Genomic DNA, 26075 nt, shown 5'->3' on the forward strand with positions numbered 1-26075 from the left:
TATATTGTGGGTACTTTTGAATCGATGCGGTGTATCTTTACAATGGGAAGAAAAATACACCTCGAAAATATCTGGATATTCGGCGTAATAGCTTCTTAAGAAAGGAATGCTAGTTCAAGAAATTATTCAAAAAGAATGCAGTGGTATCCATTAGTTTCATATTTATTTGCCCCCATTTTCAGCAATTTTTTTTAATTCGTTTGCGCGTGAAATAATGAATTTTCTCATGTATTTCTCCAAAAATAGCTTGTCTGCTAAAACCCCAATGATACCTAGTGGAGATTTATACTGAAACTGGTCAATCATGATGGTTCCTTCCTTCTCTTCCATAAATTGATGTGTATGAACAAAAGAGTGAAGGGTACCCTTTACCATAATATCTACAAATCTATTTGGCTTTTCCATTTCGATTATTTGAGCAGTTAATCTTTGCTTGATTCCGAAATGAACCGCCTCCCACGTTACTGTATCCCCTAGTTCAAGTAGTCCTGAGATGATGCCTCCCACTGCTCTTTCTTTTGTTATACTTGTCGTTTTCGTATGTATCTCTACATCTCTTGCAAGATCAAAGCATTTTTCAATCGGTGCCTTAATGAAAATTTTTACACTCAATTAATGGCATTTGATTTTCTCCCTCGAATTAGCACTTGTATAGGTAATACTACTATTTTCCGGAAATTCCTTTAATCAAAGCGAGAACCGCTTCCTCAATTAAAATTTGGAATTTTATGCTCAAATCAATGACTTCGTCTGCAGGGGTTTTTTCATAAAGCAAATCAACACAAATATCATTCAAGGTTACAAAGAAAAAGATATTCCTTTTCCTTTGTATGCGGATGAAAATAATCTAGTAATAAATAGCAGAAGCCGTTATAGTAATATCCTTTATATGTTTGTTATTTTTTAGCAACAATACGTAAACAAAAATAACGGGCATCCAATAAAACTGAATACCCGTACTTTGGAATAAATTTAACTGTTCCAGACCATGTTTCTCCTCCTTAAAAAAATGGCGAAAAGGATGTGTCCCTTTTTCCCATTTCATACAAAATTTCTTACATTGTTATTTCTACTGATTTTGTAGATTGCAATTAGGAAAAACGCTAGAGCAAATGCCAGCAATATCATGAAATTCAATGTTAAATGCCCTAATTGTGCGCCTTGCTGTAATTTCGTGATAGTTTCCAATACCCAGTGCTGCGGGAGGAAATCAGATACTTTTTGCAATGCTTTTGGCATAATCTCGGCAGGGAAGAAACAGCCGGATAACAAGCAGGTTGGAACAATGAATAAGTTTTGCATTGCGCCAGATGCCCCTGTACTGTTAGTAAAAGCTACCGTAATTTGTGCAAATCCAATTGCCACTAATCCAAATATCAGTAAGATTAAGCCCAGTTGCCAAGCTGGCATATTGATATTGATATGGAATATCCCCTTAAGAGAAAGTAATGTAATAATAATTTGAATTATCATCACAATAAGATTCACGATGATATTGGCTGAAATATATTTTTTGGCATTAATAGGTGTCGATAGAAGTCTGTAATAGGTTCTATTTCCTTTTTCTTTTAAAATAATTTCAGCAAGGGTGCTTGCACTGATTAGCATAATCATTAATAAATACCCCATTGTTTGATTCGTTATATCTTTATATTTTGATACGTCATTTAAAACACTTGCGGACATTTTTACTTTCGACTGGTGATAATCAACATACATTTTATCGAATTTGTTTTGATCCCCTCCCGCCGCCTTGCTGATTGCGGAAATATTATCAATATAATTATATAGATAGGATTGGATATAACTCGTAACCGTTGCGCCTTTTATGGAAGAAATGCTGATATGGTTTGGATTTCCTTTAAGAACACTGTTAGCAAATCCCTTATCAAAGGTAATAACGCAATCGAGTTTTCCTTCCGTAATTTGTTTCGATACATCAGATTCTTTAAGTTTTTTTACCTTTACATTCTCCAAATCTTTTATAAATTTAATGGTATTTGTTGTAACAGCTTGATGATCATGATTGACAATCCCAACTTGCAGTGTCGTTCCACCTGAACCCCCATAGGAAAGAAGGGAGATAAATATTCCAATCAGAGGAGTGCATATATATAACAGAATTCCTTTTTTACTTTTAAACGTTACTCTCAACGTATTTTTCACTAACCAAAATATATCCTTCATGTTTATAACCCCTCCCGTCTTTGGAAAGATACTACCGCTATCAGCATCATAATAAGCGTTATCCCTATATTCAGGATTATGGAAGGAATAGCAGCCCCAAGATCATTCGCATAAATCACTTTGGTAATCCCTTCAATTACCCAAGATAATGGTGAAAGTTTTGGAATATTTCCTGCATAGTCAATTTTAAAATAAGCACCACCTATGAAGGAGGCTATTTGAATAACTATCATCACAATGGTTCGGGCCGCTCCGCCTGTTTTGGTGATATAGCTTACTCCAAGCCCAAAACTGACAGCCATCAGCACTTCTGTTAACAAAACAAGGAATATAACTCCCAAATGATCTCCCCAATTTGCTTTAAAAACAAATTTGCTAAATAAAACAACGATGACAATAAAGATAAAATTTATTGTTATACTTCCCAATACTTTTCCTAAAAATATTTCACTTTTGCGAGCAGGCGATACTAATAGCCGATCCCCTGTTTTCCTTGCTATTTCCGTATTCATTAAGGAAGTACCGTTCAGTGCAGCGTAAAAGGCAATCATGGCGGTCATGGCAATCGCATAATAATCCATTGCACCTGGTGATTTTGCAGCATGTAAGGATGTTTCTTTTATATACTGTTTGGAGTGATTCGATGCAAGAACCATATTCACTTTACTTGGATCAACTTTTGCTACCGACATAGCAACATTGTATTTATCGACAAAAGCAGTCAACATTCCTTGAATAATGTTTCCTTCAATACTATTCCGATCACTTTCATATAACTTGATTCCATTGTTTGAAATCTTCACATAACCGTCAACATTATTCTGTTTTACTGCTTTCTTTCCATCTACATTCCCTGTTGCCTCTTTAAACTGAATCCCTGATTTTGCCGTTTCCTTTTTTAATGTTTCAAATGACTGTGCCAATTGATTATTCCCCAGATTCTTATATAGAACATGAATGTTATCGATTGAAATCTTACTTGTACTGAATGCATTTGATAGCGCCATCCCAAGTACCAACATAAACACAATTGGAAAAGCGATCATGAAAACAAACATCCGAAAATCTCGAAAGGTTTGCTTTAACTCTTTTAAAAAGATGTTGACAATATTCAACATTATCCCTCCCTTCTTTTAATCACGCAGGTTTCTCCCTGTTAACGTCAAGAACACCGTTTCAAGATTTGGTTCCTGCTCTTCTAAAGAACGTATTTCTGCACCATTTTTTATTAACTGTTCAATGATCTTATTTAAATTATTCACTCCTGCATCACTATGGATTTTAATAACATTCTCTTCTATTTGAACTGCCTCCACTCCGTTAATTGCCTGCAGAGTATTCAGATCAAGACCTTCCGTCGATTTCACTTCAATCCAAATATCTTTCGTATTGGTTATGATGGATTTCAACTGCTCTTTCGTACCCTCCGCAATAATTTGGCCGTGATCAACAATAGCAATGCGAGTACAGATTTCCTCTACTTCTTCCATATAATGACTTGTGTAAATGATCGTACTTCCCATTTCATTAAGCTTGCGTACAGAGTTAAGGATATAGTTTCTGGATTGCGGGTCGATACCTACAGTCGGTTCATCCATAATAATCAATTTTGGCCGATGGGCAATAGCACATGCTATGTTCAGGCGCCTTTTCATCCCGCCGGAAAAATTCTTTGGATAGTTTTTATGCTTATCACTGAGGCCAACAAACGCGAGCGCTTCCTTTACCCGGGCATCTAATACAGCGCCCCTTAACCCGTACAATCCAGCAAAAAAACGGACATTTTCATATGCAGTTAGATCTTCGTAAATGGCTAAATCCTGTGGTACTATCCCGATATTCATTTTTGCAAACCGGTTATGTTTGACGGCATTCTTCCCAAGGATATTAATAACCCCTTCGTTGCTTCTTAACAGTCCAGATATCATATTGATGGTCGTGCTCTTACCCGCTCCGTTTGCACCTAAAAATCCGAAAATCTCCCCTTCTTCAATTTTTAAAGACATATTATCCACCGCGATAAAGTCACCGAATTTCTTCGTTAAATTTTTTATCTCCAACACGTTCACGTTTTTTCTCCTCTCCATTAGAAAAGCGAAAGCGCCTTTCTCATCGGTATACGGATTTCGTAGTCACAGGCGAGACAAAGGAAACCGAGTTGTGATAGTTCACGAGCTGAGGTTTCACCCGCAGGAAGAAGACCAGAAACCCGAGCTAGCGGGATAGGCGCTGCAGCTAGACATGTATTAATAGTTTCTGATGATATTATATGAAAAAGGAATGCACTCCCATAAGTGCATTCCTTCATTGTTTTAACATGAGAATTCTCATGTTTTTCATATGAGGTTTTTAGATAGAGTTATTTACCCTGATTACATGCTTTGATAAACTCTGCAAATAGACGATCCATCTGAAAATTATCGCCCATTTCCTCCGGATGCCACTGAACACCCAACAGCCAATTTTCTTCCATATTCATTGCTTCAATAGCTTCTATAATTCCGTCAAATGCCCGAGCTGTTACCTTTATTCCAGGTGCAAGATTATTGACAGCTTGATGGTGAAAACTATTCACCCGCACTGCGTGCAAACCAAGGATGGAGAAAAGCAAGCTATTTTTATTTATTTTAACGCTGTGAGAAGCAGTTTCACTGGATGCCTTTTGAGTGTGCTGAATACAATTAGGAACGATACTTTCAATATCCTGCAAGAGAGTACCACCTAGTGCTACATTCAAGACATGCATCCCTCTGCAAATCGCCAATACCGGTACTTTCTTTTTTCTTGCTTCCTGTACTAAACTTATTTCAAATTGATCCCGCTCTAGTTTTGTTTTTTCCAACTTTGGATGAGGTTCCTCATGATAAGAGAAAGGATCTATATCTTCCCCGCCACTTAAAATAATACCATCACATATGCTTATCCAATGTTCTGCCATTTCTTGTTTCGCAACAGCAAGAATAACAGGAATACCCCCTGCTTTAGTTATTGCTTCACAATAACTAATCGGAAGAATAGAGCTTTCTTGGCCATTATATTTAACCGATGAACTAGCAATACCGATAACTGTTTTTTTCATATTCAATAAATGTTCTCTCCTCTTTCAAAACAATACTTATTAAGAGTATTTCCTTTTAAAGAAGGAGCTATTTATGAATATAGAAAGGGTAAAAATAAAATCCAAAATTGTTGCAAGGTAATAAAAAAATGGCGTTCTGGTTTATTATTTAACTAATGCATCCCAAGCTTAATTAAACTTCGTTAACTTCAGTGCTAATTAACAGCAAGAAAAAATGGGATGAAATAGTAGAACTTATTACTTGTTTGAAATTGAAGCTAACGGCAAGCCTGTATACTTATTAGTAGAATAGGGCAATATTAGTAATTTTACTAATAATAAGCGAGATGCTGAAAAAAAGTTCTTGTTTATGGTGAAGTAACTGAAGGTAAATATTAAGCATTATGAAAAAAAATCTTGACCCAACTCATTATTCTTTGAAGTATCAAAAAATTTTCCGCTATATAAAAAATTATGACTAAAAGGTATTTATGATTTACTAAGGTGAGTAGCTGAATATCATTTGTTACGGAAGCCACAGGCGAACGTATAGCTTCTTACCCCTAGTTTACTACAAGTAAACTGGATTCCTTTTCTATAGACTCCAATAATGGCAGGTTAAAATTTTTTGTGATAAATCAAGGGGGAAGAAGAAATGTGAAAGACTCCCACTAGCATAAGCTTTATAAGAAGAACCAGATTGCTCTTTCCAATTGTCTACTTGCCATATTGAAAAACAGCCTCTCTCAAATGTATATCATATCCACAAACTATTAGCTGGATTTGTTTAAGTACATTATTTCACAAACTCTCCTTTTAAAAAAATTAACGATGCCTTTTTAGACATCGCATTCTCAGTAATATATAAACTTTTTATTTATTATTAACTTCGAATTACTACCTTAGTTCCAGTTTTGATTAAATCCATTTAGCATCTGAAATGGTTAACGAATACAGCTACGGGATGCTTTTTGTCCCAGTTTTTGGGCCCATAGTGTACTTACAGGTTGAGATTAGGTCAAAGGACAATATAACTATTAATTACACAAAGAGATTTACTCTAAGTCCCGGTTAAAAAAAATTGTTTTTAATAACTTCTTCTGTATATTCTCTGGTAAAACAAAAAGACTCTTTGAGTTGTAAATCCCACTAAAAGGATGATCACAAGCAATAATGTTATGGTTGCTCCTGGTGGTGTGCCGAGATTATATGAAGAAATTAAACCGGTGTATACACTGAATATAGCGACAAAAATTGCAGTAAAAATAACAACCTTAAAACCCTTGGCCAATTTAATCGCAAAAGAAGCAGGTAACACTAATAACGCTGAAACTAATAACACACCTATTGTAGGAATGATGACAGAAATTGCTAGACCTGTAAGCATACTAAATGATAAAGATAATAAATTTGTATTGATTCCACTTGTTTGGGCTGTGTCTTCATCAAAAGTTAATAAAAATAAAGATCGTTTAAACAAGACAAAATAAATAAGAACAATGATTGTGACCCCTAATAATGTGTAAACCTGCTCATTACTAATGGTTACAATGGAACCAAATAAATATTGTTCTATATTTGGACTCATGCCTCCTTCTGTAATACTCATCAAAAATAATGCAAAGGATAATCCAGCCGTCATTAATATGGCTATCGATACTTCTGAATACGATTGGTATGATCTTCGCATATATTCAATCCCAATGGCTCCCATCATGACAACAGCAATACCTGATAAGGTAATATTCGAATGAATAAAAAAACCAATGGCAACCCCCGCTAAAGAGATATGAGATAAGGTATCTGCCATCAATGCTTGCCTTCTTAAAACAAGGAAGATGCCTATTATAGGAGCGATAATTGCAATGAGTCCGCCTGCCCAAAATGCCCGTTGCATGAACTCAAGGTTAAACATTTCCACTCTCCGTGTTCCCCTTTCTCCAAATGAATCATTTTATCAAAGCTGTCACCAGCTTCTTCCTGGTCATGAGTGACCATTACAACTGTTCTTTTATGCAGTCTAACTTGATGCTTCATAAACTTATAAAAACTTACTCTACTATCGTAATCCATTCCAGTAGTGGGTTCATCCAAGACTAACAAATCTGGTTCTGTCGCAAGAACTCTAGCAATGCAAATTTTTTGTTTCTGCCCCCCAGATAACGAGCCGATTTTCTCATTTTTGAATTCCCACATTCCCACCATGTTTAATGCATTTTCCACTATTTCATGATCAAGTTTGGTAAGTCTTTGATACCACTTTTTATCTTGGAATCTACCAGAACGAACAAGTTCGATGACACTACTAGGAAATCCTACATTAAATGATGCGATCTGTTGAGGGACATACCCTACTTTTAAAGGGTTTCCCATTGAATTAGTTTTACTTAAATAAATTCGCCCTGACCACGGCTTAATTAAGCCTAACATTAATTTCAGTATAGTTGACTTTGAAGCACCGTTTGCTCCTGTAACTCCAACAAACTCTCCAGAAGCTATTTCAAATGAAACACTATTTAATGTTGGAATATGAGTATAGCCAAACGTAACATTCTCTAATGCAGCTAACTTCATTGATTGCACTCCTTCCTGAATAGGAGCGTCGGCTTTTATGACGCCCTTTTTGAGCTACTCATTTAATGTTTTTTCCAAGCTTTTTAAATTCTCTTCCATTTCGGTAATATAGTCTAAACCTTTTTCTTGATCCTTCTTACTTAATCCCTCAAGTGTATTAAGTACTTCGATTTTAGCCCCAATTTCATTTGCCAGTGTCTTCGCAACCTTCGGAGAAGCAACTTCTTCATAATAAATCACTTTTAGATTATGGGATTTCGCAAATTTCTTTAACTCTCCTAATTTAGCAGGACTAGGCTCTTGATCTGGTGAAAGTCCTGCGATAGGAACCTGGGTCAGATGATACGTTCTTGCCAGGTATCCAAATGCTGCATGCTGGGTGATTATTTCACGTTTTTTAACATTTTGCAGTGCTGTTCGATAGGCCTTATCTAGTTTTTCAAGTTCTTGCAAATACGTTTTACTATTATTCTCATAATAATTCTTATTTTTAGGATCAACTTTTACTAGCGTCTGAGTAATATTGGTTACTTCTTTTTGAGCTAATGCAGGACTTAACCATACATGAGGATCCATTTGAGTTTGTTTATTCTTAGCTGTTGAATCTTCTTCAGCTACTCCTTTCATTAGATGAATTCCTTTACTTGCTTCTACATACTGTGGACCCTTATTCCCTAAACTTTTTTGGATATTCGGAACCCATGTCTCAAGAAACTTACTGTTATACACAAGAACATTGGCATTTTGAATTTTCAACATATCCTTCGGAGATGGCTCCCAATCATGGGGTTCAACATTTGAAGGAATTAAAAGCTCTACATCAGCCATATTTCCAGCAATGTTTCTAGTGAATTCATACATTGGATAAAAGGTCGTAACAATATGGATTTTTTTATCCTTCCCACCCTTTTCCTTATTTTCACTATTGTCATTCTTACTGCAACCTTGTAAACAAATAAATGCTATACATAGAATCATGAGTGCTTTTAAATTAATTACTTTCTTCACCTAATTCCCTCCAAACACTTTGAATAAAATGTAATGATTACGATTTATTATTGAAAACTTCATTAAAAAATAGATATCTTTAAGGATAATTCGAAATCATTACGATTTAGAATCAATAATAAACACATAAACTTATTTTATATGTAAACATTAATTTAAAATATCCATTATCCACTTCGATTTTTATTTAAATCGTAATGATTACGTTTATTATATTAACGTTGTTCCGATATCATGTCAAACATTGTTTTTTTAATACTCCTTTTTTTATGACGACCTATACTAAATAATTATTTCCCTTTTTTAATTCCTTGTTCAACTAAGCTGCCAGTTCGTATTATAAGGTTAAACGAATGCTAAATATTTCTGGTTGACCTGTAACCATCTGCCTCTATACAAAAATAATAAAAAAAGCTGTAATCATATCGATCAACAGCTCCTTCCTCCTATTTATTTTTATAGGAATTATATCAATATTTTTTATCATTTAGGCTTAAACATTTTTAAATAGGCAGCAATGTCGTGACCGAAAAGCCGTTTGTCCCATCCACGATTACTTTCCCGTTAATAGCGGCGGTCCGTTCTTCCATTCCCCTAATTCCAAGCCCTTTTTTCACTTTTTCAGCTCCTTTTCCATTATCCTTCACTTCCACCCTGATCAATTTATTTAATACATTTAAATCTACAGAAATATGAGTAGCCTCGGAATATTTTAAAGTGTTTGTTAAAGCTTCCGTTATGTTCTCCTGAATAATCTTCCAGTGGATTGGAGCAATTACCTCCAGATTCCCTTTATAAACAAAGGAGGTTGCCAGTTCATGTTTCGAGGCAAATTCATCAATTAATAACTTCATACGGTGAATACCCATTTGTTCCGTTGGCGGCTTGATATTTTTCAAGGTGATGCGAATGCTTTCGATTCCCTCCTTCGAGATATTGATAGCATTTTGCAGTAACTCCGTTGCTTTTTCTTGATTTATGCTCATCAAACGCTTAGAGGCTTCCATTTGAATGAGGGCACCCGTCATGGAATGACCAACTTTATCATGAATTTCTTGTGATAGCCTGTTCCTCTCCTCCAACTTGAAAGTATATTCAGATTGCCTTATGTATTCTTGATTTTCATTCAAACTTCTTGAAAGCTTTTGTAGATTTTTTCGCATTTTGTCCATATTTTTTTCGTATTTTGTCAGTTTCTCGGTAAAAATAACCCCCATCCCAAACACCATAAAGCTTAATAATGTTACCAATCCATATATAGGATACATAGCTATTGGCATATAGATAATCGGAATAGTCGCAATCAATAGTAAAAAAGGCTTTTTTTCTATAAAATAGTTTCCTAACTCATATATACTGAGAGGTAAAAGCAACATAAAATAGGAATCGATTTGTATACAGAAAATAACCAATACAATAATCGACACCAGCATAGACAGCTTTCTAGCCCCATTCTTTTTAAACAAATAAATCAAAATGCTCATACTAAAATAAACTAGCAGCGAAAAAACAATCCATGGCAAATCGGAGCTTCCTGATTGTATACAGACAGCAGCAATATACCCCATTACAATTAATTTGCTGAAAATCATCCATAATTCCATTGTTGTTTCCTCATTGCTCCACTTTTCCTGTTAAATAATAAATGGCAATTTGTGTTCGATGTTCAAGAGCCGTTTTATTTAGAATGGAAGTAATATAATTGGCAATCGTTCCTTCCGAAATAAAAAGCTGCTTGGAGATTTCTTTGTTCGAAAAACCTTTTGCAATTAATGCCATAATGCTCAATTCCCTTTCCGTAAACAAACTTGTATCTATTTTTATTTCCTTATTTTTCGGCTCTGCCAAATTAGATTTTATTTTTTCCAATACGACATCCTGAATAAAACTGTTCCCTTTATAAACACCCTTAATGGCATCACGAATCACTTCTGGCTCTGTATTTTTCAGTAAATAGCCCTTCGCCCCGTTCTTTATGGCATCCATGATATATTCATCATCATCAAAGGTAGTTAGAATTAGTGGCTTTGTATTCGTTTCCTCCGTGATTAGCTTTGTTGCATCTACCCCATTCATATTCGGCATTCTCACGTCTAATAAAGCAACATCCACCTCATGACTTTTACAATAATCAACTGCTTCCTTTCCATCGTCTACTGTCGCTAAAACCTCGAACTCCTCATACGTACTTAGGATGATTTTCATCCCTTCCCGAATAAAAGAATTATCGTCGGCAATAATTAATTTTATCTTCATTCTAATAGTGCGTTTCTCGCACTTTGTTCACATCCTTTATATGAATTTACCCTAAAAAACGTATTCTCCTTCGTTCAAATAAAATCCTTTCTAAGTTATTCTAGCTTAATATATTACAGGAAAAGCGTTGGCGCCACAGTTCATTCAAATCCATAGGAGATGTGAAGGAAACCATTGTTACGAGATGATCCCCTTACCCGAAAGACGTGGCCACACGGATTATAGCAACACAGTCCAATAATTTATATAGTATTAAATTTTCAACATTCCTTTACTCTCAAATGTTAATAAGATTTCCCAAAAAAAATTTTAAAACTTTTTATCCTCACCGCACGTCTATTTTCCGTAACAAACTTCATGATACGTATCTTAGAAAAAGGAGCTCTTTTTTCAATGAAAAGCAAGTTGGACCATTATTTTATACAGTTCGTAACAGAAAATAAAGAAGACTTTTATCGACTGGCTTATAGTTATGTGAAAAATTCGGAGGACGCATTGGACATTGTTCAAGATTCTATAAAAAAGGCGATTCTGGCGAAAGACACTATACGGGATGCTCAGTCCGTCAAAAGCTGGTTCTACCGAATCGTGGTCAATACATCCCTTGACTTTTTGCGTAAAAGGAAAAGGGTTACTTTCGTCGATGAAGAAGCGCTAGATTATTATAGCTCAGGCAAAGAAGATAGCTACAAGCATCTGGATTTAGAAAAATCTCTCGAGGAATTACCAATGAAATATCGAAGTGTCATTGTTTTACGATTTTTCGAGGATTTAAAGATTGAGGAAGTAGCGGAAGTGCTAGGCGAAAAAGAAAGCACGGTCAAAACAAGGTTATACAGAGCATTGGACATGCTGCGAATTAAGTTAAAATAACTCTTTACTGGAGGAATTTTGGATGGATAAAAAATTGGAGCAGTTAAGAAATGAATATAAAAATATTCCTATCCCTGCAGAACTAGATGATGTAGTAAATAATGCACTAATACAGTCGAGACGCCCTAGACGCATCTATCCATGGATTTTAGGGGCTGTAGCCGCTGCAGCAATTTTCATTGTTAGCTTAAATACGAGTCCCACATTTGCAAAAACATTATCTGACATACCTGTTATTAGGAATGTCGTGAAAGTATTTACGTTTAAAGAATTTAATGTTGATGACAAAAACTATAATGCCAATCTCAAAACCCCTGGTATTAAAAATCTCGAAAATAAAGGCCTGGAAAACAGTCTCAATCAAAAGTATATCGATGAAAATCGTAAATTGTATAAAGACTTCACACAAGAGATGAACGAAATGAAGAAACAAGGCAATGGACATATGAGCGTTGATAGCGGTTATGAAGTCAAAACAGATAATGATCAAATATTATCTATTGAAAGATATGTGACAAAAATACAAGCATCGTCCGATACAACATTAAAATTTGATACGATTGATAAGAAGAAGCAAATTTTATTAACCCTTCCAATTCTATTTAAAAATGACCAATATATTGACGTAATCAGTAAAAATATACAAGAGCAAATGCTTCAGCAAATGAAGGAAGATCCAAGTAAAATTTATTGGATTAGTGGAGCGGGAGATCTGGATATTAGCCAGGAAGAGATGTTTAAGAAAATCTCTGCCAATCAAAACTTTTATATCAATAAAGATCATAAATTAGTGATTGCCTTTAATCAATTTGATGTTGCACCAGGATATATGGGTACAGTAGAATTTGTCATTCCAACGAAAGTTATATCGAATATATTAGTGGGGCACGAGTATATTCAATAATTTTAACATTGACAGGGGTAGGTGTTGGTTACTATCCCTGTATACATTTAATTTCTGACATAATACCCATTGATGTATTCGTAATATAAATGTAATATTTGTAATGTAAATACCTTGAATTGAGCAATATTCGTGGAGAGATAGATGAAAGGATCTATCCGCATTTTATATTTAAAATTATAAGCAGCTTCTTTCATTTACGATTCCCTTTATTGTTTCTTCATACAACATGTCTATTCTTCTTAAAGGAGGAAACAGCCTAATGGAATTACATACAGAAAAAAAACGTTATATTCATTCTCTTGATGGCTTGCGGGCATTAGCCGTATTTGCCGTTATCTTCTACCATCTTGGATTTGGATGGGCAAGCGGAGGCTTTTTAGGGGTATGTGTATTTTTCGTACTATCTGGATACCTTATTACCGATTTACTTGTCTCAGAAAAGGAAAGAAAAGGAACAATTGATTTAAAAAGCTTCTGGTACCGCAGAGCAAGACGTCTACTGCCTGCAATGTTCACTCTCCTAATTGCTCTTTCATGCTGGGTTATCTTATTTGACCGCCATTTTCTTGCTAGTTTAAGAGGAGATATAATTGCAGCATCGTTTTATTTCAGTAATTGGTGGTATATTTTCCACCATGTCTCTTATTTTGAAAGCTTTCATTCTCCTTCCCTGCTTACTCATTTTTGGTCATTAGCAGTGGAAGAACAGTTTTATCTAGTTTGGCCTTTACTTATTTTGATTGGTTTAAACTTTTTATCTAAACGTTCTGTACTATTTTTAACACTTCTTGCTGCTATCCTTTCCGGTTTAGCAATGGCATTTCTATATCAACCAGGTATGGATCCTAGCAGAGTATACTATGGAACAGATACTCGTGCCTTTTCCTTATTAATTGGAGCTGCTCTTGCCCTCTGCTGGCCTAGTCAAAAATTAGCAGGAAAAGTACCTTTTAAATCTAGTGTTTTTCTAAATTTCATTGGGGCATTCGGACTTTTCATCCTGCTTTGGATGCTGGCTCGCACAAATCAATATGAAAGCTTTTTATATTTAGGCGGAATGATTCTGTTATCTGTTATTACGGTGCTTTTATTGGCTTCCCTTGTGCATCCTGCAAGCAGCATCAGTAGGATCTTTGAGCTTAAACCATTGCGCTTTCTTGGAGTTCGGTCTTATGGTATTTATTTATGGCATTACCCAATTATTTTGCTAACGACACCAGCTGTTCATACTCAAGGAATATCTATATTTAGGGTTTTATTTCAAATCGCACTTATTATCTTGCTTTCATCTCTTTCTTATACATTTATAGAAAATCCTATAAGAAAAAACGGATTTGGAGTCATTTGGAAAAGACTTGGAATATTTTCTTACCGACGTGCATTTGCTTTTGTGGGAGTATCTGTTATTTTACTTATTTCCATACTGTTCAGTTCAAATGAACCTAGTGCAAAAACGAATAGTAAAACAGCTTCCCTTTCTGTCCCTACAGAAAAGCAGACATCCATGAAGGGGGAAAAACAAAAAGAAAAACCGAATGAAGAACGGAAAGAGAGTCCAACCTCACAACAGGATTCCGTCTCGAAAGAAGTAAAAGTTCAACCATCCAAAAAAGTGGTGGAACAAAAGGTTCCCCTAAAGGATCATAATTCTGCAGGAGAACACAAAGTTACGCAGAAAGCTAATAATTCTACAATCGCTAAAAACAAGCACTCTACCAAAAACTCGCCACCTCCAAATTCCAATCTAGCGATATCAGCTATCGGTGATTCCATTTTGGTAGACGTAGAACCGCATTTGAAAAAGATATATCCATCTATAAAGGTGAATGCCGTAATCGGAAGACAAATGTATCAAGCTTTAGATGTTGTGAAGCAAATGAAAAAGAACGGAGAATTGGGCAATGTGGTAATTATTGAACTCGGAACAAATGGTCCTTTTACCAAAAGCCAGCTAGAAACTATGATGAACATTATTGGGGTGAATAGGAAGGTCATTTTCGTCAACACAAGAGTTCCACGCCCATGGCAAAATATTGTAAATACCGCTTTGAAAGAGGCAGCTGCAAAATATTCTAATGCCTCCCTTGTTGATTGGTATTCTTCCAGTACTAATCATAATGAATACTTCGAACCGGATGGTGTTCATCTTAATCCTAAAGGAGCATCAACGTATGCATCTTTAGTGGCTAATAAAGTGAAATAGAGTAATAGTATAAGAAGAAGGACACGAAAATAGTATTCAATTAGACTGTATTATTTCACAGCTTGATATGAACCAACGAAAAAACGAAATTCCTCAGTCTTTTTTTACCTACATAATTGTTTGTCAAACTTCAAAAAAACATGGCCAAGGATTCTAAGTTGAATTCTTGGCCATGTTTTTAAAATTGCAATGCCTCTTTTACTTCCTCGATTTGTTTTAAATGCCGCTGCTCATGATACCCTATCAATTCAACCCATTGTTTCAAACATAAAGGACCAAATAAGCGATGAGTCATTACCCTATTTGTCAAGTCTTCCTCAGATGTATTCGCAACAAAATTTATTAATGCTTCACGAGAACTATCTAGTTTTTTCTTCATCTCTTTTAAAGAGAAAAATTCATTAGAAGGCTTAAGAAAATCTGGAGCCTCGACCTTTTTTGATCGATTTAACAACACGGTTATGGGCACTTCCGAAGTTGGTTCCGAATGGTACTTCAATTCCTGCTTCATTCTTTGTACAATAGTTTTCTCCATCAAGTATAGATGTTCTAAGTTTTGCATGATAGACCATGTTGCCTCTTCTGGCTTTGTGTTTAATTGCTCATCGGATAGGTAGCTCACACTTTCCAATAATTCTTCTCTAACTTTTTGATTATGTTCCATAGATTCACCCCTGTTCATGTTTACTAAAATTATACACGTTAAACTATATAAACAGGGGAAATTTTCTATGCACATTAATCATCAGACTCTACATATTCTTTTAAAGCTGATAATTTATCTGCCCAATATTTTTCGAAGAAGCTTAACCATTTTTGAAGTTCTTTCAATGGCTCGGGCTGCAGCTTATACCTAGTTTCGCGACCTACCTTTTTGCTTTGGACAAGACCTGCATTGGCTAGTACGTGAAGATGTTTATTGACTGCGGTACGGCTAATAGGAAATTGTTCGGTAATGGAAGTAATCGGCATTTCCCTATCAGCAAGTAGTATAAGCATCTTGCGCCGGGTTGGGTCGGCAACCGCTTGAAAAACATCGTGTTTTATCTCGGTGTCTTTCATTTTAATGATTCTACATAAGATACAAGCTTGTTGTCTTTAATTTTTGCCCAACCTTGATCCATAATGCCTCGGATAACCGTATGGGGTTGATTAAACTCTGTAACCTTATTTTCATCCCAGCCAGAGTGAACGAGTGTAAATTCTGTTTTTCCATCTACCTCTTTTAATTCAAAAGTTAAATGCCAATCCTTCCCCCAATCAAATCCAACTTTATAAGGAGGATCAAGTTCCGTCACCTTGCAAGGTGAATCACCATAAGGTCCAGCATGTAAAACAAATTCCTTTCCGAGAATTGGTTCAAATGTATTGTCCATCCACCATGCTGCAATTCCTTCTGAAGTAGCTACTGCTTTCCATACTTTTTCAATCGGTGCATTTAAAAGAATACAGTATTTTATATCCGGTAATGTCATTTTAAAACCTCCAAAAAAATATAACACTAAAAGGTGTTATATCCATTATAACACCTTTTAGTGTTATTTCAACTCTACTTACTAACTAGTGTTTGATTTCTTGAAAGTTTTAATGCCATACTTTTTAATCGTGGGTCTTTTTCCGTAAGCCCAATCTTCTCCAGAACCGCCATCGTAAATTCATAATGGGCAAATCCTTTACTAGTAATTAGTTTATCACTAGCAACCATATCAGTGTCTATATAATGTCCATCAGCAAAATACTCTGAATAGATATCCTTGATATGAGGCATCGTGGTAAAATCACCTTTTACCAAACCAGCACCTGCCACGATGGTTGCTGAAGCACAGCTTGCAGCAATAAGCCCATTAAACGCTTGCAAAAATTGTTGCAAAAACAGATTATCTACTAATTCCTCCGACATTCTACCTCCGGGTAAAAGTAAAAATTCATATTGATTTGGATTTTTATACTTAAGACTTTCTGTATGAACAAGAACGCCTCCATCAGTCGATATTAAACCTCCGTTAATCGATAGAGTCTCAATCTGATAGTCAGCATCTGTTAAGAACTTTTGTAACAGGGAAACCTGCCAAATAGCAAAATGATCATAGACGATAAATCCAACCTTCTTTTGCATCTCTTACCTCCTCACAATTTTATTTTCATTATAGTAATAATTTTCAAAACAAAAAAGTCGCTAATTACTTTTGGATATACTGTATTATATTACCAACAGCAAAAAGAGCCTCTTGTATTACTCCCATTATCTACCTCCATATTCGTGAGCTTCATCTCCTAGAAATAAAGAATTCTTCCTGAGAAAATATATTTTTATATATCTGCGCGTTTTTATGATTCTATCATTTATAGTCTATAAGTCTAAAGTTTCTCCTTTTTTCTGCCATTATGGAGGGGAGACATCTCAAATAAGAGGAATGATCATTTGTTCAGGGGGGGAAATAAATGATTCCCGGAGCCCGGATTATAGAAAATCTTCCTTAATTTACCCAATTAACGAACAAAAAAAGGGGAGAAATTAGTTTCCCCCCTAATGAAGCTTATTTCGATTCTTTACGTTTTTGTCTTAAAAGGAATAACGCACCCAATAATAGGAATGCTGAACCAAATAACAGCCAGTTATAAGTATTAGTAGCTGTATTTGGTAAAATACCTTTATCACTATTTTTTGATTGGTTATTTGAGTCTTGTAATCTTACTAATGCATTTCTTGATTCTTTTAATCTATTTAACGCAGCATTAACTTCATATTGTGTAGCATTTCGGTCGGCCAGTATTTTCTTAGCATGGTTTAAAGCATCCTGATAAGACTTCCAACTGTCTTTTGTATAATCTTTAGCTGATAAATCCTCTGAATAATTTTTCTCATTATTTAGTTGTGTTTTATCGACTGAAAGAGAACGTCGAGCTTTTTCAAGTTCTGCTTTTGCTACATCTACCTCTTCTTGAGTTGCTTTGGAATCATTTATTACCTTTTTTGCTCTCTCTAATGCTTTTTGATAATTATCCCAACTGCCTTTTGAATAATCTGCTGCCTTCAATTCACTTGAAAGTTCGTACTCTTTTATAAGTTGTGTCTTATCTACTTGTGTATGATCAACATTAGGAGTTAGAGATTTTCGCGCATTTTCAAGCTCTATTTTTGCTGCATTTACCTCTTCTTGAGTTGCTTTGGAATCATTTATTATCTCTTTTGCCTTTGCTATTGCTTTTTGGTAATTATTCCAACTGTCTTTTGTATAATCTACTGCTTTCAATTCACTTGAAAGTTCGTACTCTTTTATAAGTTGTGTTTTATCTACTTGTGTATGATCAACATTAGGAGTTAGAGATTTTCGTGCATTTTCAAGCTCTATTTTTGCTGCATCTACCTCTTCTTGAGTTGCTTTGGAATCATTTATTACCTCTTTTGCCTTTGCTATTGCTTTTTGGTAATTATTCCAACTGTCTTTTGTATAATCTACTGCTTTCAATTCACTTGAAAGTTCGTACTCTTTTATAAGTTGTGTTTTATCTACTTGTGTATGATCAACATTAGGAGTTAGAGATTTTCGTGCATTTTCAAGCTCTATTTTTGCTGCATCTACCTCTTCTTGAGTTGCTTTGGAATCATTTATTACCTCTTTTGCCTTTGCTATTGCTTTTTGGTAATTATTCCAACTGTCTTCTGTATAATCTTCTTGTTTAAATTCACTTGAAAGTTCGTACTCTTTTATAAGTTGCGTCTTATCTACTTGTGTATGATCAACATTAGGAGTTAGAGATTTTCGTGCATTTTCAAGCTCTATTTTTGCTGCATCTACCTCTTCTTGAGTTGCTTTGGAATCATTTATTACCTCTTTTGCCTTTGCTATTGCTTTTTGGTAATTATTCCAACTGTCTTTTGTATAATCTACTGCTTTCAATTCACTTGAAAGTTCGTACTCTTTTATAAGTTGTGTTTTATCTACTTGTGTATGATCAACATTAGGAGTTAGAGATTTTCGTGCATTTTCAAGCTCTATTTTTGCTGCATCTACCTCTTCTTGAGTTGCTTTGGAATCATTTATTACCTCTTTTGCCTTTGCTATTGCTTTTTGGTAATTATTCCAACTGTCTTTTGTATAATCTACTGCTTTCAATTCACTTGAAAGTTCGTACTCTTTTATAAGTTGTGTTTTATCTACTTGTGTATGATCAACATTAGGAGTTAGAGATTTTCGTGCATTTTCAAGCTCTATTTTTGCTGCATCTACCTCTTCTTGAGTTGCTTTGGAATCATTTATTACCTCTTTTGCCTTTGCTATTGCTTTTTGGTAATTATTCCAACTGTCTTTTGTATAATCTACTGCTTTCAATTCACTTGAAAGTTCGTACTCTTTTATAAGTTGTGTTTTATCTACTTGTGTATGATCAACATTAGGAGTTAGAGATTTTCGTGCATTTTCAAGCTCTATTTTTGCTGCATCTACCTCTTCTTGAGTTGCTTTGGAATCATTTATTACCTCTTTTGCCTTTGCTATTGCTTTTTGGTAATTATTCCAACTGTCTTCTGTATAATCTTCTTGTTTAAATTCACTTGAAAGTTCGTACTCTTTTATAAGTTGCGTCTTATCTACTTGTGTATGATCAACATTAGGAGTTAGAGATTTTCGTGCATTTTCAAGCTCTAACTTCGCTTTGTTTACTTGTTCCTTTGTTGCAGAAGAATCGTCTAATACTTTTGTTGCATTTGTTAGAGCTGTTTGATAAGCATCCCAACTGTCTTTAGTGTAATTACTTTGTACTAAATTGTTTCCTTGCTTTACTTCATCCTCTAAAGCCTTAATGTATACTAATTCATCGTAGGCATTTTGGAGGGAAGTAGTGGCATTATCAACCTCTATTTGAGTTGCTTTAGGATTGTTTATTATTAATTTCGCTTTGTTAAAAGCATCCTCGAACTTTGTCCATGAACCTTGTGTGTATTCACTTTCAACTAGTTTTTTGCTTGTAATACTATCTTTTAAATTAACAAGAGTTTCTTTGTCCACAACAATAAATTTGTGAGATTTTGTTACGTCTTGATAACCAGTCTTTGAAACAGTTACTTTCACTTCATATTCACCTGGTGAAAGTTTTTGATTAACGTTATATGTCCAAGAGCCATCTGAATTTATATTCATATTATCTTTATCGACTATAATCTTAGAACCGTTGGAACCTGTGATAGTAATGATAGCTTGTTCTGTATCCAAATCCGTTGTACCTTTAACGCTCGGTGTTGTGTCATTTGTAATATCGTTAGGCTCATTGATTTGCAAATCCTGACCGAATGGTGGGATTGGGTCTACCACTGGTGGATCAGCTACAATAAACTTATGATATTTTGTAATATCTCGATTAGATTTAGAAGCTGTTACTTTTACTTCATATTCCCCAGGAGAGAGTTGTTCAGCAACATTGTATGTCCAAGAACCATCTGGATTAATTGTTATATTATCTTTATCGACTATAATGTTTGAACCATTAGAATCTGTAATGGTAATTTCCGCATGTTCTGTATCTTTATCTATTGAACCCTTAATGATTGGTGTTTTGTTATAAGTAGTACCGTTTGGTTCATTAATTTGCAAAGAATGTCCAAATGTATCTTCTGCTTGTATTACAAATTCTTCTACAGCTGAACCATTTTCTTCCTCACCAACAAGGTTAGAAGTGGTATCCGGGTGATACTCCACTGTAACGTTTTTAGCGTCACTATCTAATGGTTGATCCACAGTTAGTGTGACTTTGTCACCATTAGTCTTTACTTCCGTTACTTTATACTCTTTTCCATCTACTGTAACTGAAAAGGCTTCTGTTAGATCATCAACTGTTTGCTTAATGTTTTTATTAAAATCAATTGTAATTTGCTTATTCCCATCCTCAAAGCTTGCCGGATTTGTTGCTACAGGAGGGATTTTTCAAGTTTTTCCTTTGCATTTTGAAGATTGGTTAACGCTTCATCTATATCTTCTTGTTTAGGATTGGAATTATTCGATGAATCAGCAATATTATCTAAAATTTCTTTCGCAGTTTGTAATGCTGAATCGAATTGATTCCATCCTGAACGATAATCTTCCTTTTTAAGTTCTTTCACTTGATTATAATATTGTTCTAAATTTGTCTTATCAACAAAAGTGAAAGTAGATGAATTGGTTTTTGAAGTTGCTCCACCTTTAGATGCTGTTGCCTCAATTGTATAATCGCCTTTACTTAAATTATCTTTAAGATTAATAGACCATTTTCCTTCTTTGTCAGTGGAGGTTGTACTATTAAACGAATAACCCATATCGCTTTTAACAGTTACATTAACTGTTGAATCCGGTTCAGCTATTCCACTAATTGTTTTACTTTCTGGATCATAAATATAAGAACCGTCCTTCGGAGAATCGATGGATAAAGTATCGCCTAATAAATTCGCTGCTTCATCTTTGGAACTCATCTTGATTATTAAATTATTGTCTTGACTTTTTTGCCCCTCACTATTTACCACTGAAATTTGCACAGGGCGATCTCCACTGTATTGTGAATTTTCATACTGTACTAATTGTGCAATTGCATTCACTACACCATTAACTACTTTAGTACTTACAACACGAACATTATCAATACTTAAAGTTGCACCATGAGTTGTACCGTCTGTTCGGTTAAACGATCCTGCCACAAAACGAAATTTATATGTTCCATCTTGAGGAACAGTCCCTGAATTAGTAGTCCAATCTTGTGCTGATCCTCGCCCATAAAGTATTTCTGTATTCTCATTTGTTTCAGTATTTACTAAAAATCCATATACCTCATAGTCGTCTCCACCATCATTGGCTTTCCAATCGAATGATAATTTATCACCCTTTTTAGCCTTAAATGGAGAACTAATTGCTTCTATTCCAAATGAAGAAGCAATTTTGCCATCAGTTTTACCATAATCACCTGAATTGAGCATGGCATTTAAAAATCCTATTTCAAGTGATTGTCCTTTTGTTGGATCAGTACCGGCATCTATTCTTTTCACAAATCCATAAGGACCATTATTTTTATTCCAAGTATTAAAGACGGCTTCAAAACCTTCTATACTTTGAGGGTCATTATAAAGCGCTTTACCATTATAATTTAGATTGGTTATATAGGTATACTCTCCATTTGGGCCTGTTACTTTATATTTTCCATCCCCAATGTTTTCTACCTTTTGATAAGCACGACCTTTGGTATGCGTAGCCAAATCCCCTAACCAAATTTGATTGATTGTTTTTCCATTTACGACACTCGTATTATTAATTGTCCAACTTGGAACTACTACATTGTCACCACTATCTCCTTCTTCAAAATTCCCATTAGGTAGTGGTGCAGATAGATCAATTTTTAGCGCATTTCCTTCTCCATTTTCCTTACTATTAACGGAAGCAATTGCAATATCATTAAGTAAGATTTGATCCCCTTTTACTTCGAGGATAGAACCATCATCCAAAGTAACTCTTGCACCGTCAGGTAAAAATAGTTTATCTGTATCTACGTAGCCATTTGAAATTTCAAATTTTATATACCCTTCAGCGAACGTTTCCCCTGAATTTGCATCAAGTTCGAAATTAGGTGCGACTTTGACTGAATTACCTATATACGGGTCATAATCAATGTCTGTTAACTCTGCTGCAAAGGATTTTTGATTGCCCCATGTAGGTAGAATCGTTCCGAATAATAGAATGGCAATTAAAAAGATTGCAAGCTTTGACTCGTGTTTCTCCATAAATTCACTCCCCTATATTTTAAGTTAATGTGTCATCCTGCTTATTTAAGTAGTAGAACTACCAAAATCAATACTGTATCAAATCCCGCTATACAAAAACTCGACAAAAAATTACTAAACTATACAAAACTTTACATGTTCCTTGGACTATGAATATAATGGGTAATATTGAATTGGCTGGGTGTATAGATTGAGGAGTGAATTTATGAAATGTATTTCATATATATTTATCTTTATCGGTCTTTTTTGTCTATTAATCGGAGGTACGCAATTATATAAGACCTCTTTTACAGGTAAAGAAGCTTTATCCAAGGCAACAGCGCTTGTTAATGACTCTTCAAAAATAGGCAATGTTAATAATTACGAAAAGAGTAAAGAAAGGAATTATAAAAAAGATAGTGTTATGGGGTTACTTGAAATCCCTGCATTAAAAATGAAGATTCCTATTATAGAAGGTACAGAACCACGACAATTAGAAAAGGGGGTTGGTCATTATATTGATACCGCATTACCAGGTGAACATGGGCAGGTATTTCTTGCAGGACATAGGGACACTGTGTTTCGAGGATTAGGTAATTTAAATAAAGGACAAAAAATTATAATTAAGTTGAAATACGGTACATTTAAATATAAAATGACAAAATCAAAAATTGTTAAATCTGATGATCGCTCTATCATTGAAATTAATGCTAAAAAAGATAGTTTAGTGCTTGCGACTTGTTATCCTTTTCTATTTGTAGGAAATGCCCCAGACCGCTATATTATTTATGCAGCGCCTGTGTAAGTGAAGACTAATTTTAATATAAAGTTGAAAATGAGGCTGGGACAAAACTCAGTTAAAATCAAAAAAAACGTGTGAAATCTAGTTTAAAAACCTTGATTTCATACGTTTTTAATTTCGGGGCTTAAACCAGTTTTAATAGTTTTTTGTCCTATGTGTTTTTAATAGCTTTCTTCTAGTTTGGACTACTTGTAATAGCCACCCCCACTACTGTTATTTTCCTTTCTGAGATAGTGATCCAAGCTCTAAATGGTATGAAACTGTTCCGCCATGCGCCATTAATACTTGATGATAAGATTGATCCATCGAGTCTTTATAATCAACAATAGCCGTTGTAGCACCTTGAGCTGTATCTGAATCGGAGCGATACAGAGATGCATATCCTTGTGTATTTAAGTACATAGTGCTTTCAAATGGGTTCTTCATTCCAGGACCGTTCAATACATTGTATACATGCAAAGATTGCGTTAAATTGGACGGCAACAAAAAGGAAGAACTGTTTGTTGATGGCATATAGCCTGAACCACAATCTAATGTATAAACCTCTTCAATATGTTTCGTTAATGCCTTTTGTCCTTGTTGAGCAAATGATTCATCTGTTGTGACAACTTGTGCATTATGAACGATTTGGACTCCGCCTTCATTATAATTAGTTTGGTCACTTGTAATATTGCGGGTTGACTGAATAGTAGATGTATAGCGCTCGCCTTTTGCCTCAATCACCCCTTGAATTTCATAACTCTTATTTGCATTTTCTCCAAATAAGTTATTATCATTTCCGAATAAATCTGTTTTTGTTTTATCTGACCCCGTTGGGAAGGTTAACGTGTTTTTCACAATCTTCCCAGAAGTTGACTTACCACCATTTTGATATAAAAATAACGAGCCACTCATCAGCCAGTAATTAATATGCTGGTTCACTTTAAGGCTTAGTTTATGTTTTCCGCCTAATAGCCCCGCAAATGGAGTTAAATTCACCCGGTATGCAGTCATATCTAATGTATGGATACCCTGAATAGGGCGCCATAAATACGGATTCACCCCTCCAGTATATAAGGTGGGTTCTGGCCACACTGCTCCTGCAGGCTGCCCATCAATATAAACCTCAATCTCACGGAAATCCGGCTGCAGCGACCACCAAAATTCATCATTATTTTGTGGCACAGCGTATAAATCGAGGTAAGCTCCTTTAATATCCTTCGGTAAATCGAGCGGCACATCCATGGAAGGATCCCTCTCATACATATAAAAAGGTGCGGCATCCTTGGTAATAGAAACAATCTTATCAGGAGTTTCTATTTTTAATGGATCGTCTTGTCTATCCTTCTTACCTTTTTCCTCAGGATAGTATTCTAATTGAATAGACATTTCAGGAATTCCAGTGTAGGTTTCATTTACGTAGTTTTCTAACTTTATCGTTAATACCTGGTTTCCTTGCAAAATCGGCATGTATTCCGTCACGTCTTTTTGGATTTTCCACTCTATTCCATCTTTTGTTGGTTCCGGTGTCACTCCGACAAAAATCTGCGAGGCGCCTGCCCAAATTTGGAAGAGCCTGTCATATTGCCTACCTTTTTGCGTTCCCGTAATTGTTAAGATGACTTTCCCCCATTTTCCGGATGGAAGCTTCACTTCACTTTTTACAGGCGGCTTCGCATTTCCGAATTGCTCCTTTTTCAAAACTTTTACAACGGTTGGTTTTGTAGAAGGAATCGAAAGCGGAACACCAATCGAAATGGGATTATCTGTTTTGCTAAATTGCTGATTTTTAGCAATGGCTTGTGCAGTTGCTAAGGGCTTCTTTTGCACATCTTGCTTGTTTGCGAAAGTTGATTGAGTGCTTCCCAAAGTAAGAAGCGTTATGGCAATTCCTGTGAATGCGAGCTTTATTCCTGATTTTTTCATAAAAAATGATGTGCCTCCTCGGATTTTTGACTATTATGATAATTTCTAAGCTTTTTTGTGAATTCCTTCCAACTTTTGAATTATATATTTGATAGTGCTAAAGTTGGTTGACTTGACTTCTATATCAGTTTAGTTATAAACTGATATCAACAAGAGGTGATGGTATTGAAGGATAAACTCAGTCTAATGATCTGGTTCCGATTATCGAGAATTTATAACAAAAGTATCCGGGAATCGAACCAACACCTAAAAAAATGGAATTTATCTATCGCGCAATTTGATGTACTAGCACAAATTGGTTCACAAAAACGTTTATCCCAACAAGAACTAGCAGATAAACTTTTAGTTACAAAAGGAAACATCACGCAGCTCTTATCAAAATTGGAAAATATGGGGCTAATCCAAAGAGAACAGGAATGGAAAACAAAATATTTATCTTTGACAAAAAAGGGAAAAGAATTATTTGAAGAAGTCGTCCCATTGCAAGAACAATTTCAGGCATCGCAGTTTAGTAAATTAAATCAAGAAGAGAAGAAGCAATTACTAGAGTTGCTCAGAAAAATACAGAATTAAACGGAGGAATTC

General features: G+C 35.1%; 22 protein-coding genes and 1 pseudogene. 5 read left to right on the forward strand and 18 right to left on the reverse strand.

Annotation, left to right across the window (positions count from 1 at the left end):
- Positions 1–162 precede the first annotated feature (162 nt).
- The 10 genes from CWO92_RS15505 to CWO92_RS15555 form a co-directional block, all read right to left on the reverse strand.
- Entirely contained in the window at positions 163–612 is a 450-nt protein-coding gene (locus CWO92_RS15505; RefSeq protein ID WP_101355122.1) for an SRPBCC family protein, read from the reverse strand.
- Between the two features lie 429 nt (positions 613–1041).
- Positions 1042–2187 (reverse strand): ABC transporter permease, encoded by a 1146-nt coding sequence (locus CWO92_RS15515; protein ID WP_101355124.1) that lies wholly within the window; start codon positions 2185–2187, stop codon positions 1042–1044.
- A gap of 2 nt (positions 2188–2189) precedes the next feature.
- Entirely contained in the window at positions 2190–3302 is a 1113-nt protein-coding gene (locus tag CWO92_RS15520) for an ABC transporter permease (RefSeq protein ID WP_101355125.1), read from the reverse strand.
- Between the two features lie 18 nt (positions 3303–3320).
- A complete protein-coding gene (locus CWO92_RS15525; RefSeq protein WP_101355126.1) occupies positions 3321–4256 on the reverse strand; it encodes an ABC transporter ATP-binding protein in 936 nt (311 codons plus the stop codon).
- Between the two features lie 290 nt (positions 4257–4546).
- Complete coding sequence (locus CWO92_RS15530; RefSeq protein WP_233270059.1) at positions 4547–5266, reverse strand: gamma-glutamyl-gamma-aminobutyrate hydrolase family protein; 720 nt, start codon at positions 5264–5266, stop codon at positions 4547–4549.
- 1066 nt (positions 5267–6332) lie between these two features.
- Positions 6333–7166, reverse strand: a complete 834-nt coding sequence (locus CWO92_RS15535) for an iron chelate uptake ABC transporter family permease subunit (RefSeq protein ID WP_101355128.1) — start codon at positions 7164–7166, stop codon at positions 6333–6335.
- Positions 7091–7819, reverse strand: a complete 729-nt coding sequence (locus tag CWO92_RS15540; protein WP_101355129.1) for a metal ABC transporter ATP-binding protein — start codon at positions 7817–7819, stop codon at positions 7091–7093. The genes CWO92_RS15535 and CWO92_RS15540 overlap by 76 nt, the downstream gene beginning before the upstream one ends.
- Positions 7820–7873: 54 nt before the next feature.
- Entirely contained in the window at positions 7874–8797 is a 924-nt protein-coding gene (locus tag CWO92_RS15545) for a metal ABC transporter substrate-binding protein (RefSeq protein WP_101355168.1), read from the reverse strand.
- A gap of 533 nt (positions 8798–9330) precedes the next feature.
- On the reverse strand, positions 9331–10431 hold the full coding sequence (locus tag CWO92_RS15550) for a sensor histidine kinase (RefSeq protein WP_101355130.1): 1101 nt from the start codon (positions 10429–10431) through the stop codon (positions 9331–9333).
- A 10-nt stretch (positions 10432–10441) separates the two neighbouring features.
- Complete coding sequence (locus tag CWO92_RS15555) at positions 10442–11083, reverse strand: response regulator transcription factor (RefSeq protein WP_101355131.1); 642 nt, start codon at positions 11081–11083, stop codon at positions 10442–10444.
- 393 nt (positions 11084–11476) lie between these two features.
- Here CWO92_RS15555 and sigV point away from each other — a divergent pair, with 393 nt between their 5' ends.
- The 3 genes from sigV to CWO92_RS15570 all read left to right on the forward strand — a co-directional run bounded on the left by sigV (position 11477) and on the right by CWO92_RS15570 (position 15066).
- The gene (sigV, locus tag CWO92_RS15560) at positions 11477–11956 is read left to right on the forward strand and encodes an RNA polymerase sigma factor SigV (protein ID WP_101355132.1); all 480 of its coding nucleotides are present in this window, start codon (positions 11477–11479) and stop codon (positions 11954–11956) included.
- A gap of 22 nt (positions 11957–11978) precedes the next feature.
- Positions 11979–12860 (forward strand): anti-sigma-V factor RsiV, encoded by an 882-nt coding sequence (rsiV, locus tag CWO92_RS15565; RefSeq protein WP_101355133.1) that lies wholly within the window; start codon positions 11979–11981, stop codon positions 12858–12860.
- 262 nt (positions 12861–13122) lie between these two features.
- Positions 13123–15066, forward strand: coding sequence for an acyltransferase family protein (locus CWO92_RS15570; protein ID WP_101355134.1), 1944 nt, complete (start codon positions 13123–13125; stop codon positions 15064–15066).
- Between the two features lie 178 nt (positions 15067–15244).
- Here CWO92_RS15570 and CWO92_RS15575 read toward each other — a convergent pair whose 3' ends face one another.
- The 7 genes and pseudogenes from CWO92_RS15575 to CWO92_RS15600 form a co-directional block, all read right to left on the reverse strand.
- Positions 15245–15730, reverse strand: a complete 486-nt coding sequence (locus tag CWO92_RS15575) for a DinB family protein (protein WP_101355135.1) — start codon at positions 15728–15730, stop codon at positions 15245–15247.
- Positions 15731–15804: 74 nt separating this feature from the next.
- Entirely contained in the window at positions 15805–16128 is a 324-nt protein-coding gene (locus tag CWO92_RS15580) for an ArsR/SmtB family transcription factor (RefSeq protein WP_101355136.1), read from the reverse strand.
- Positions 16125–16541 carry an SRPBCC family protein gene (locus CWO92_RS15585; protein WP_101355137.1) on the reverse strand — a complete coding sequence of 139 codons (417 nt, stop codon included), beginning with the start codon at positions 16539–16541 and terminating at the stop codon, positions 16125–16127. The genes CWO92_RS15580 and CWO92_RS15585 overlap by 4 nt, the downstream gene beginning before the upstream one ends.
- Before the next feature lie 74 nt (positions 16542–16615).
- Positions 16616–17182, reverse strand: coding sequence for a DJ-1/PfpI family protein (locus CWO92_RS15590; protein WP_101355138.1), 567 nt, complete (start codon positions 17180–17182; stop codon positions 16616–16618).
- A 421-nt stretch (positions 17183–17603) separates the two neighbouring features.
- Positions 17604–20801, reverse strand: a complete 3198-nt coding sequence (locus CWO92_RS15595; protein ID WP_101355139.1) for an LPxTATN C-terminal sorting signal domain — start codon at positions 20799–20801, stop codon at positions 17604–17606.
- Positions 20802–20984 (reverse strand): annotated as a pseudogene (locus CWO92_RS26575) (hypothetical protein); the annotation flags it as partial.
- Positions 20972–22804, reverse strand: a complete 1833-nt coding sequence (locus CWO92_RS15600) for an Ig-like domain-containing protein (RefSeq protein WP_101355140.1) — start codon at positions 22802–22804, stop codon at positions 20972–20974. The pseudogene CWO92_RS26575 and the gene CWO92_RS15600, both read right to left, overlap by 13 nt.
- Before the next feature lie 205 nt (positions 22805–23009).
- Between CWO92_RS15600 and srtD the strand changes: the two genes are divergently transcribed.
- Complete coding sequence (srtD, locus tag CWO92_RS15605; protein WP_101355141.1) at positions 23010–23588, forward strand: class D sortase, LPxTATN-specific; 579 nt, start codon at positions 23010–23012, stop codon at positions 23586–23588.
- Between the two features lie 210 nt (positions 23589–23798).
- Here srtD and CWO92_RS15610 read toward each other — a convergent pair whose 3' ends face one another.
- Positions 23799–25490: a peptide-N4-asparagine amidase gene (locus CWO92_RS15610; protein WP_101355142.1), complete on the reverse strand. Its 1692-nt coding sequence runs from the start codon at positions 25488–25490 to the stop codon at positions 23799–23801.
- Between the two features lie 159 nt (positions 25491–25649).
- On the opposite strand from CWO92_RS15610, the gene CWO92_RS15615 reads away from it, so the two are divergent.
- Positions 25650–26063 (forward strand): MarR family winged helix-turn-helix transcriptional regulator, encoded by a 414-nt coding sequence (locus tag CWO92_RS15615; protein ID WP_101355143.1) that lies wholly within the window; start codon positions 25650–25652, stop codon positions 26061–26063.
- Positions 26064–26075 lie beyond the last annotated feature (12 nt).

Origin of the sequence: Heyndrickxia camelliae (assembly GCF_002844575.1) — a bacterium.
GTDB lineage: Bacteria > Bacillota > Bacilli > Bacillales > Bacillaceae_C > Margalitia > Margalitia camelliae.

Excerpts from the sequence above, each read along its gene's own strand:
- CWO92_RS15515 (WP_101355124.1), bottom strand. The coding sequence starts at position 2,187 with ATGAAGGATATATTTTGGTTAGTGAAAAATACGTTGAGAGTAACGTTT.
- CWO92_RS15530 (WP_233270059.1), bottom strand. The coding sequence starts at position 5,266 with ATGAAAAAAACAGTTATCGGTATTGCTAGTTCATCGGTTAAATATAAT.
- CWO92_RS15540 (WP_101355129.1), bottom strand. The coding sequence starts at position 7,819 with ATGAAGTTAGCTGCATTAGAGAATGTTACGTTTGGCTATACTCATATT.
- CWO92_RS15545 (WP_101355168.1), bottom strand. The coding sequence starts at position 8,797 with ATGATTCTATGTATAGCATTTATTTGTTTACAAGGTTGCAGTAAGAAT.
- CWO92_RS15550 (WP_101355130.1), bottom strand. The coding sequence starts at position 10,431 with ATGGAATTATGGATGATTTTCAGCAAATTAATTGTAATGGGGTATATT.
- CWO92_RS15555 (WP_101355131.1), bottom strand. The coding sequence starts at position 11,083 with ATGAAGATAAAATTAATTATTGCCGACGATAATTCTTTTATTCGGGAA.
- sigV (WP_101355132.1), top strand. The coding sequence starts at position 11,477 with ATGAAAAGCAAGTTGGACCATTATTTTATACAGTTCGTAACAGAAAAT.
- rsiV (WP_101355133.1), top strand. The coding sequence starts at position 11,979 with ATGGATAAAAAATTGGAGCAGTTAAGAAATGAATATAAAAATATTCCT.
- CWO92_RS15570 (WP_101355134.1), top strand. The coding sequence starts at position 13,123 with ATGGAATTACATACAGAAAAAAAACGTTATATTCATTCTCTTGATGGC.
- CWO92_RS15575 (WP_101355135.1), bottom strand. The coding sequence starts at position 15,730 with ATGGAACATAATCAAAAAGTTAGAGAAGAATTATTGGAAAGTGTGAGC.
- CWO92_RS15580 (WP_101355136.1), bottom strand. The coding sequence starts at position 16,128 with ATGAAAGACACCGAGATAAAACACGATGTTTTTCAAGCGGTTGCCGAC.
- CWO92_RS15585 (WP_101355137.1), bottom strand. The coding sequence starts at position 16,541 with ATGACATTACCGGATATAAAATACTGTATTCTTTTAAATGCACCGATT.
- CWO92_RS15590 (WP_101355138.1), bottom strand. The coding sequence starts at position 17,182 with ATGCAAAAGAAGGTTGGATTTATCGTCTATGATCATTTTGCTATTTGG.
- CWO92_RS15600 (WP_101355140.1), bottom strand. The coding sequence starts at position 22,804 with ATGGAGAAACACGAGTCAAAGCTTGCAATCTTTTTAATTGCCATTCTA.
- srtD (WP_101355141.1), top strand. The coding sequence starts at position 23,010 with ATGAAATGTATTTCATATATATTTATCTTTATCGGTCTTTTTTGTCTA.
- CWO92_RS15610 (WP_101355142.1), bottom strand. The coding sequence starts at position 25,490 with ATGAAAAAATCAGGAATAAAGCTCGCATTCACAGGAATTGCCATAACG.
- CWO92_RS15615 (WP_101355143.1), top strand. The coding sequence starts at position 25,650 with ATGGTATTGAAGGATAAACTCAGTCTAATGATCTGGTTCCGATTATCG.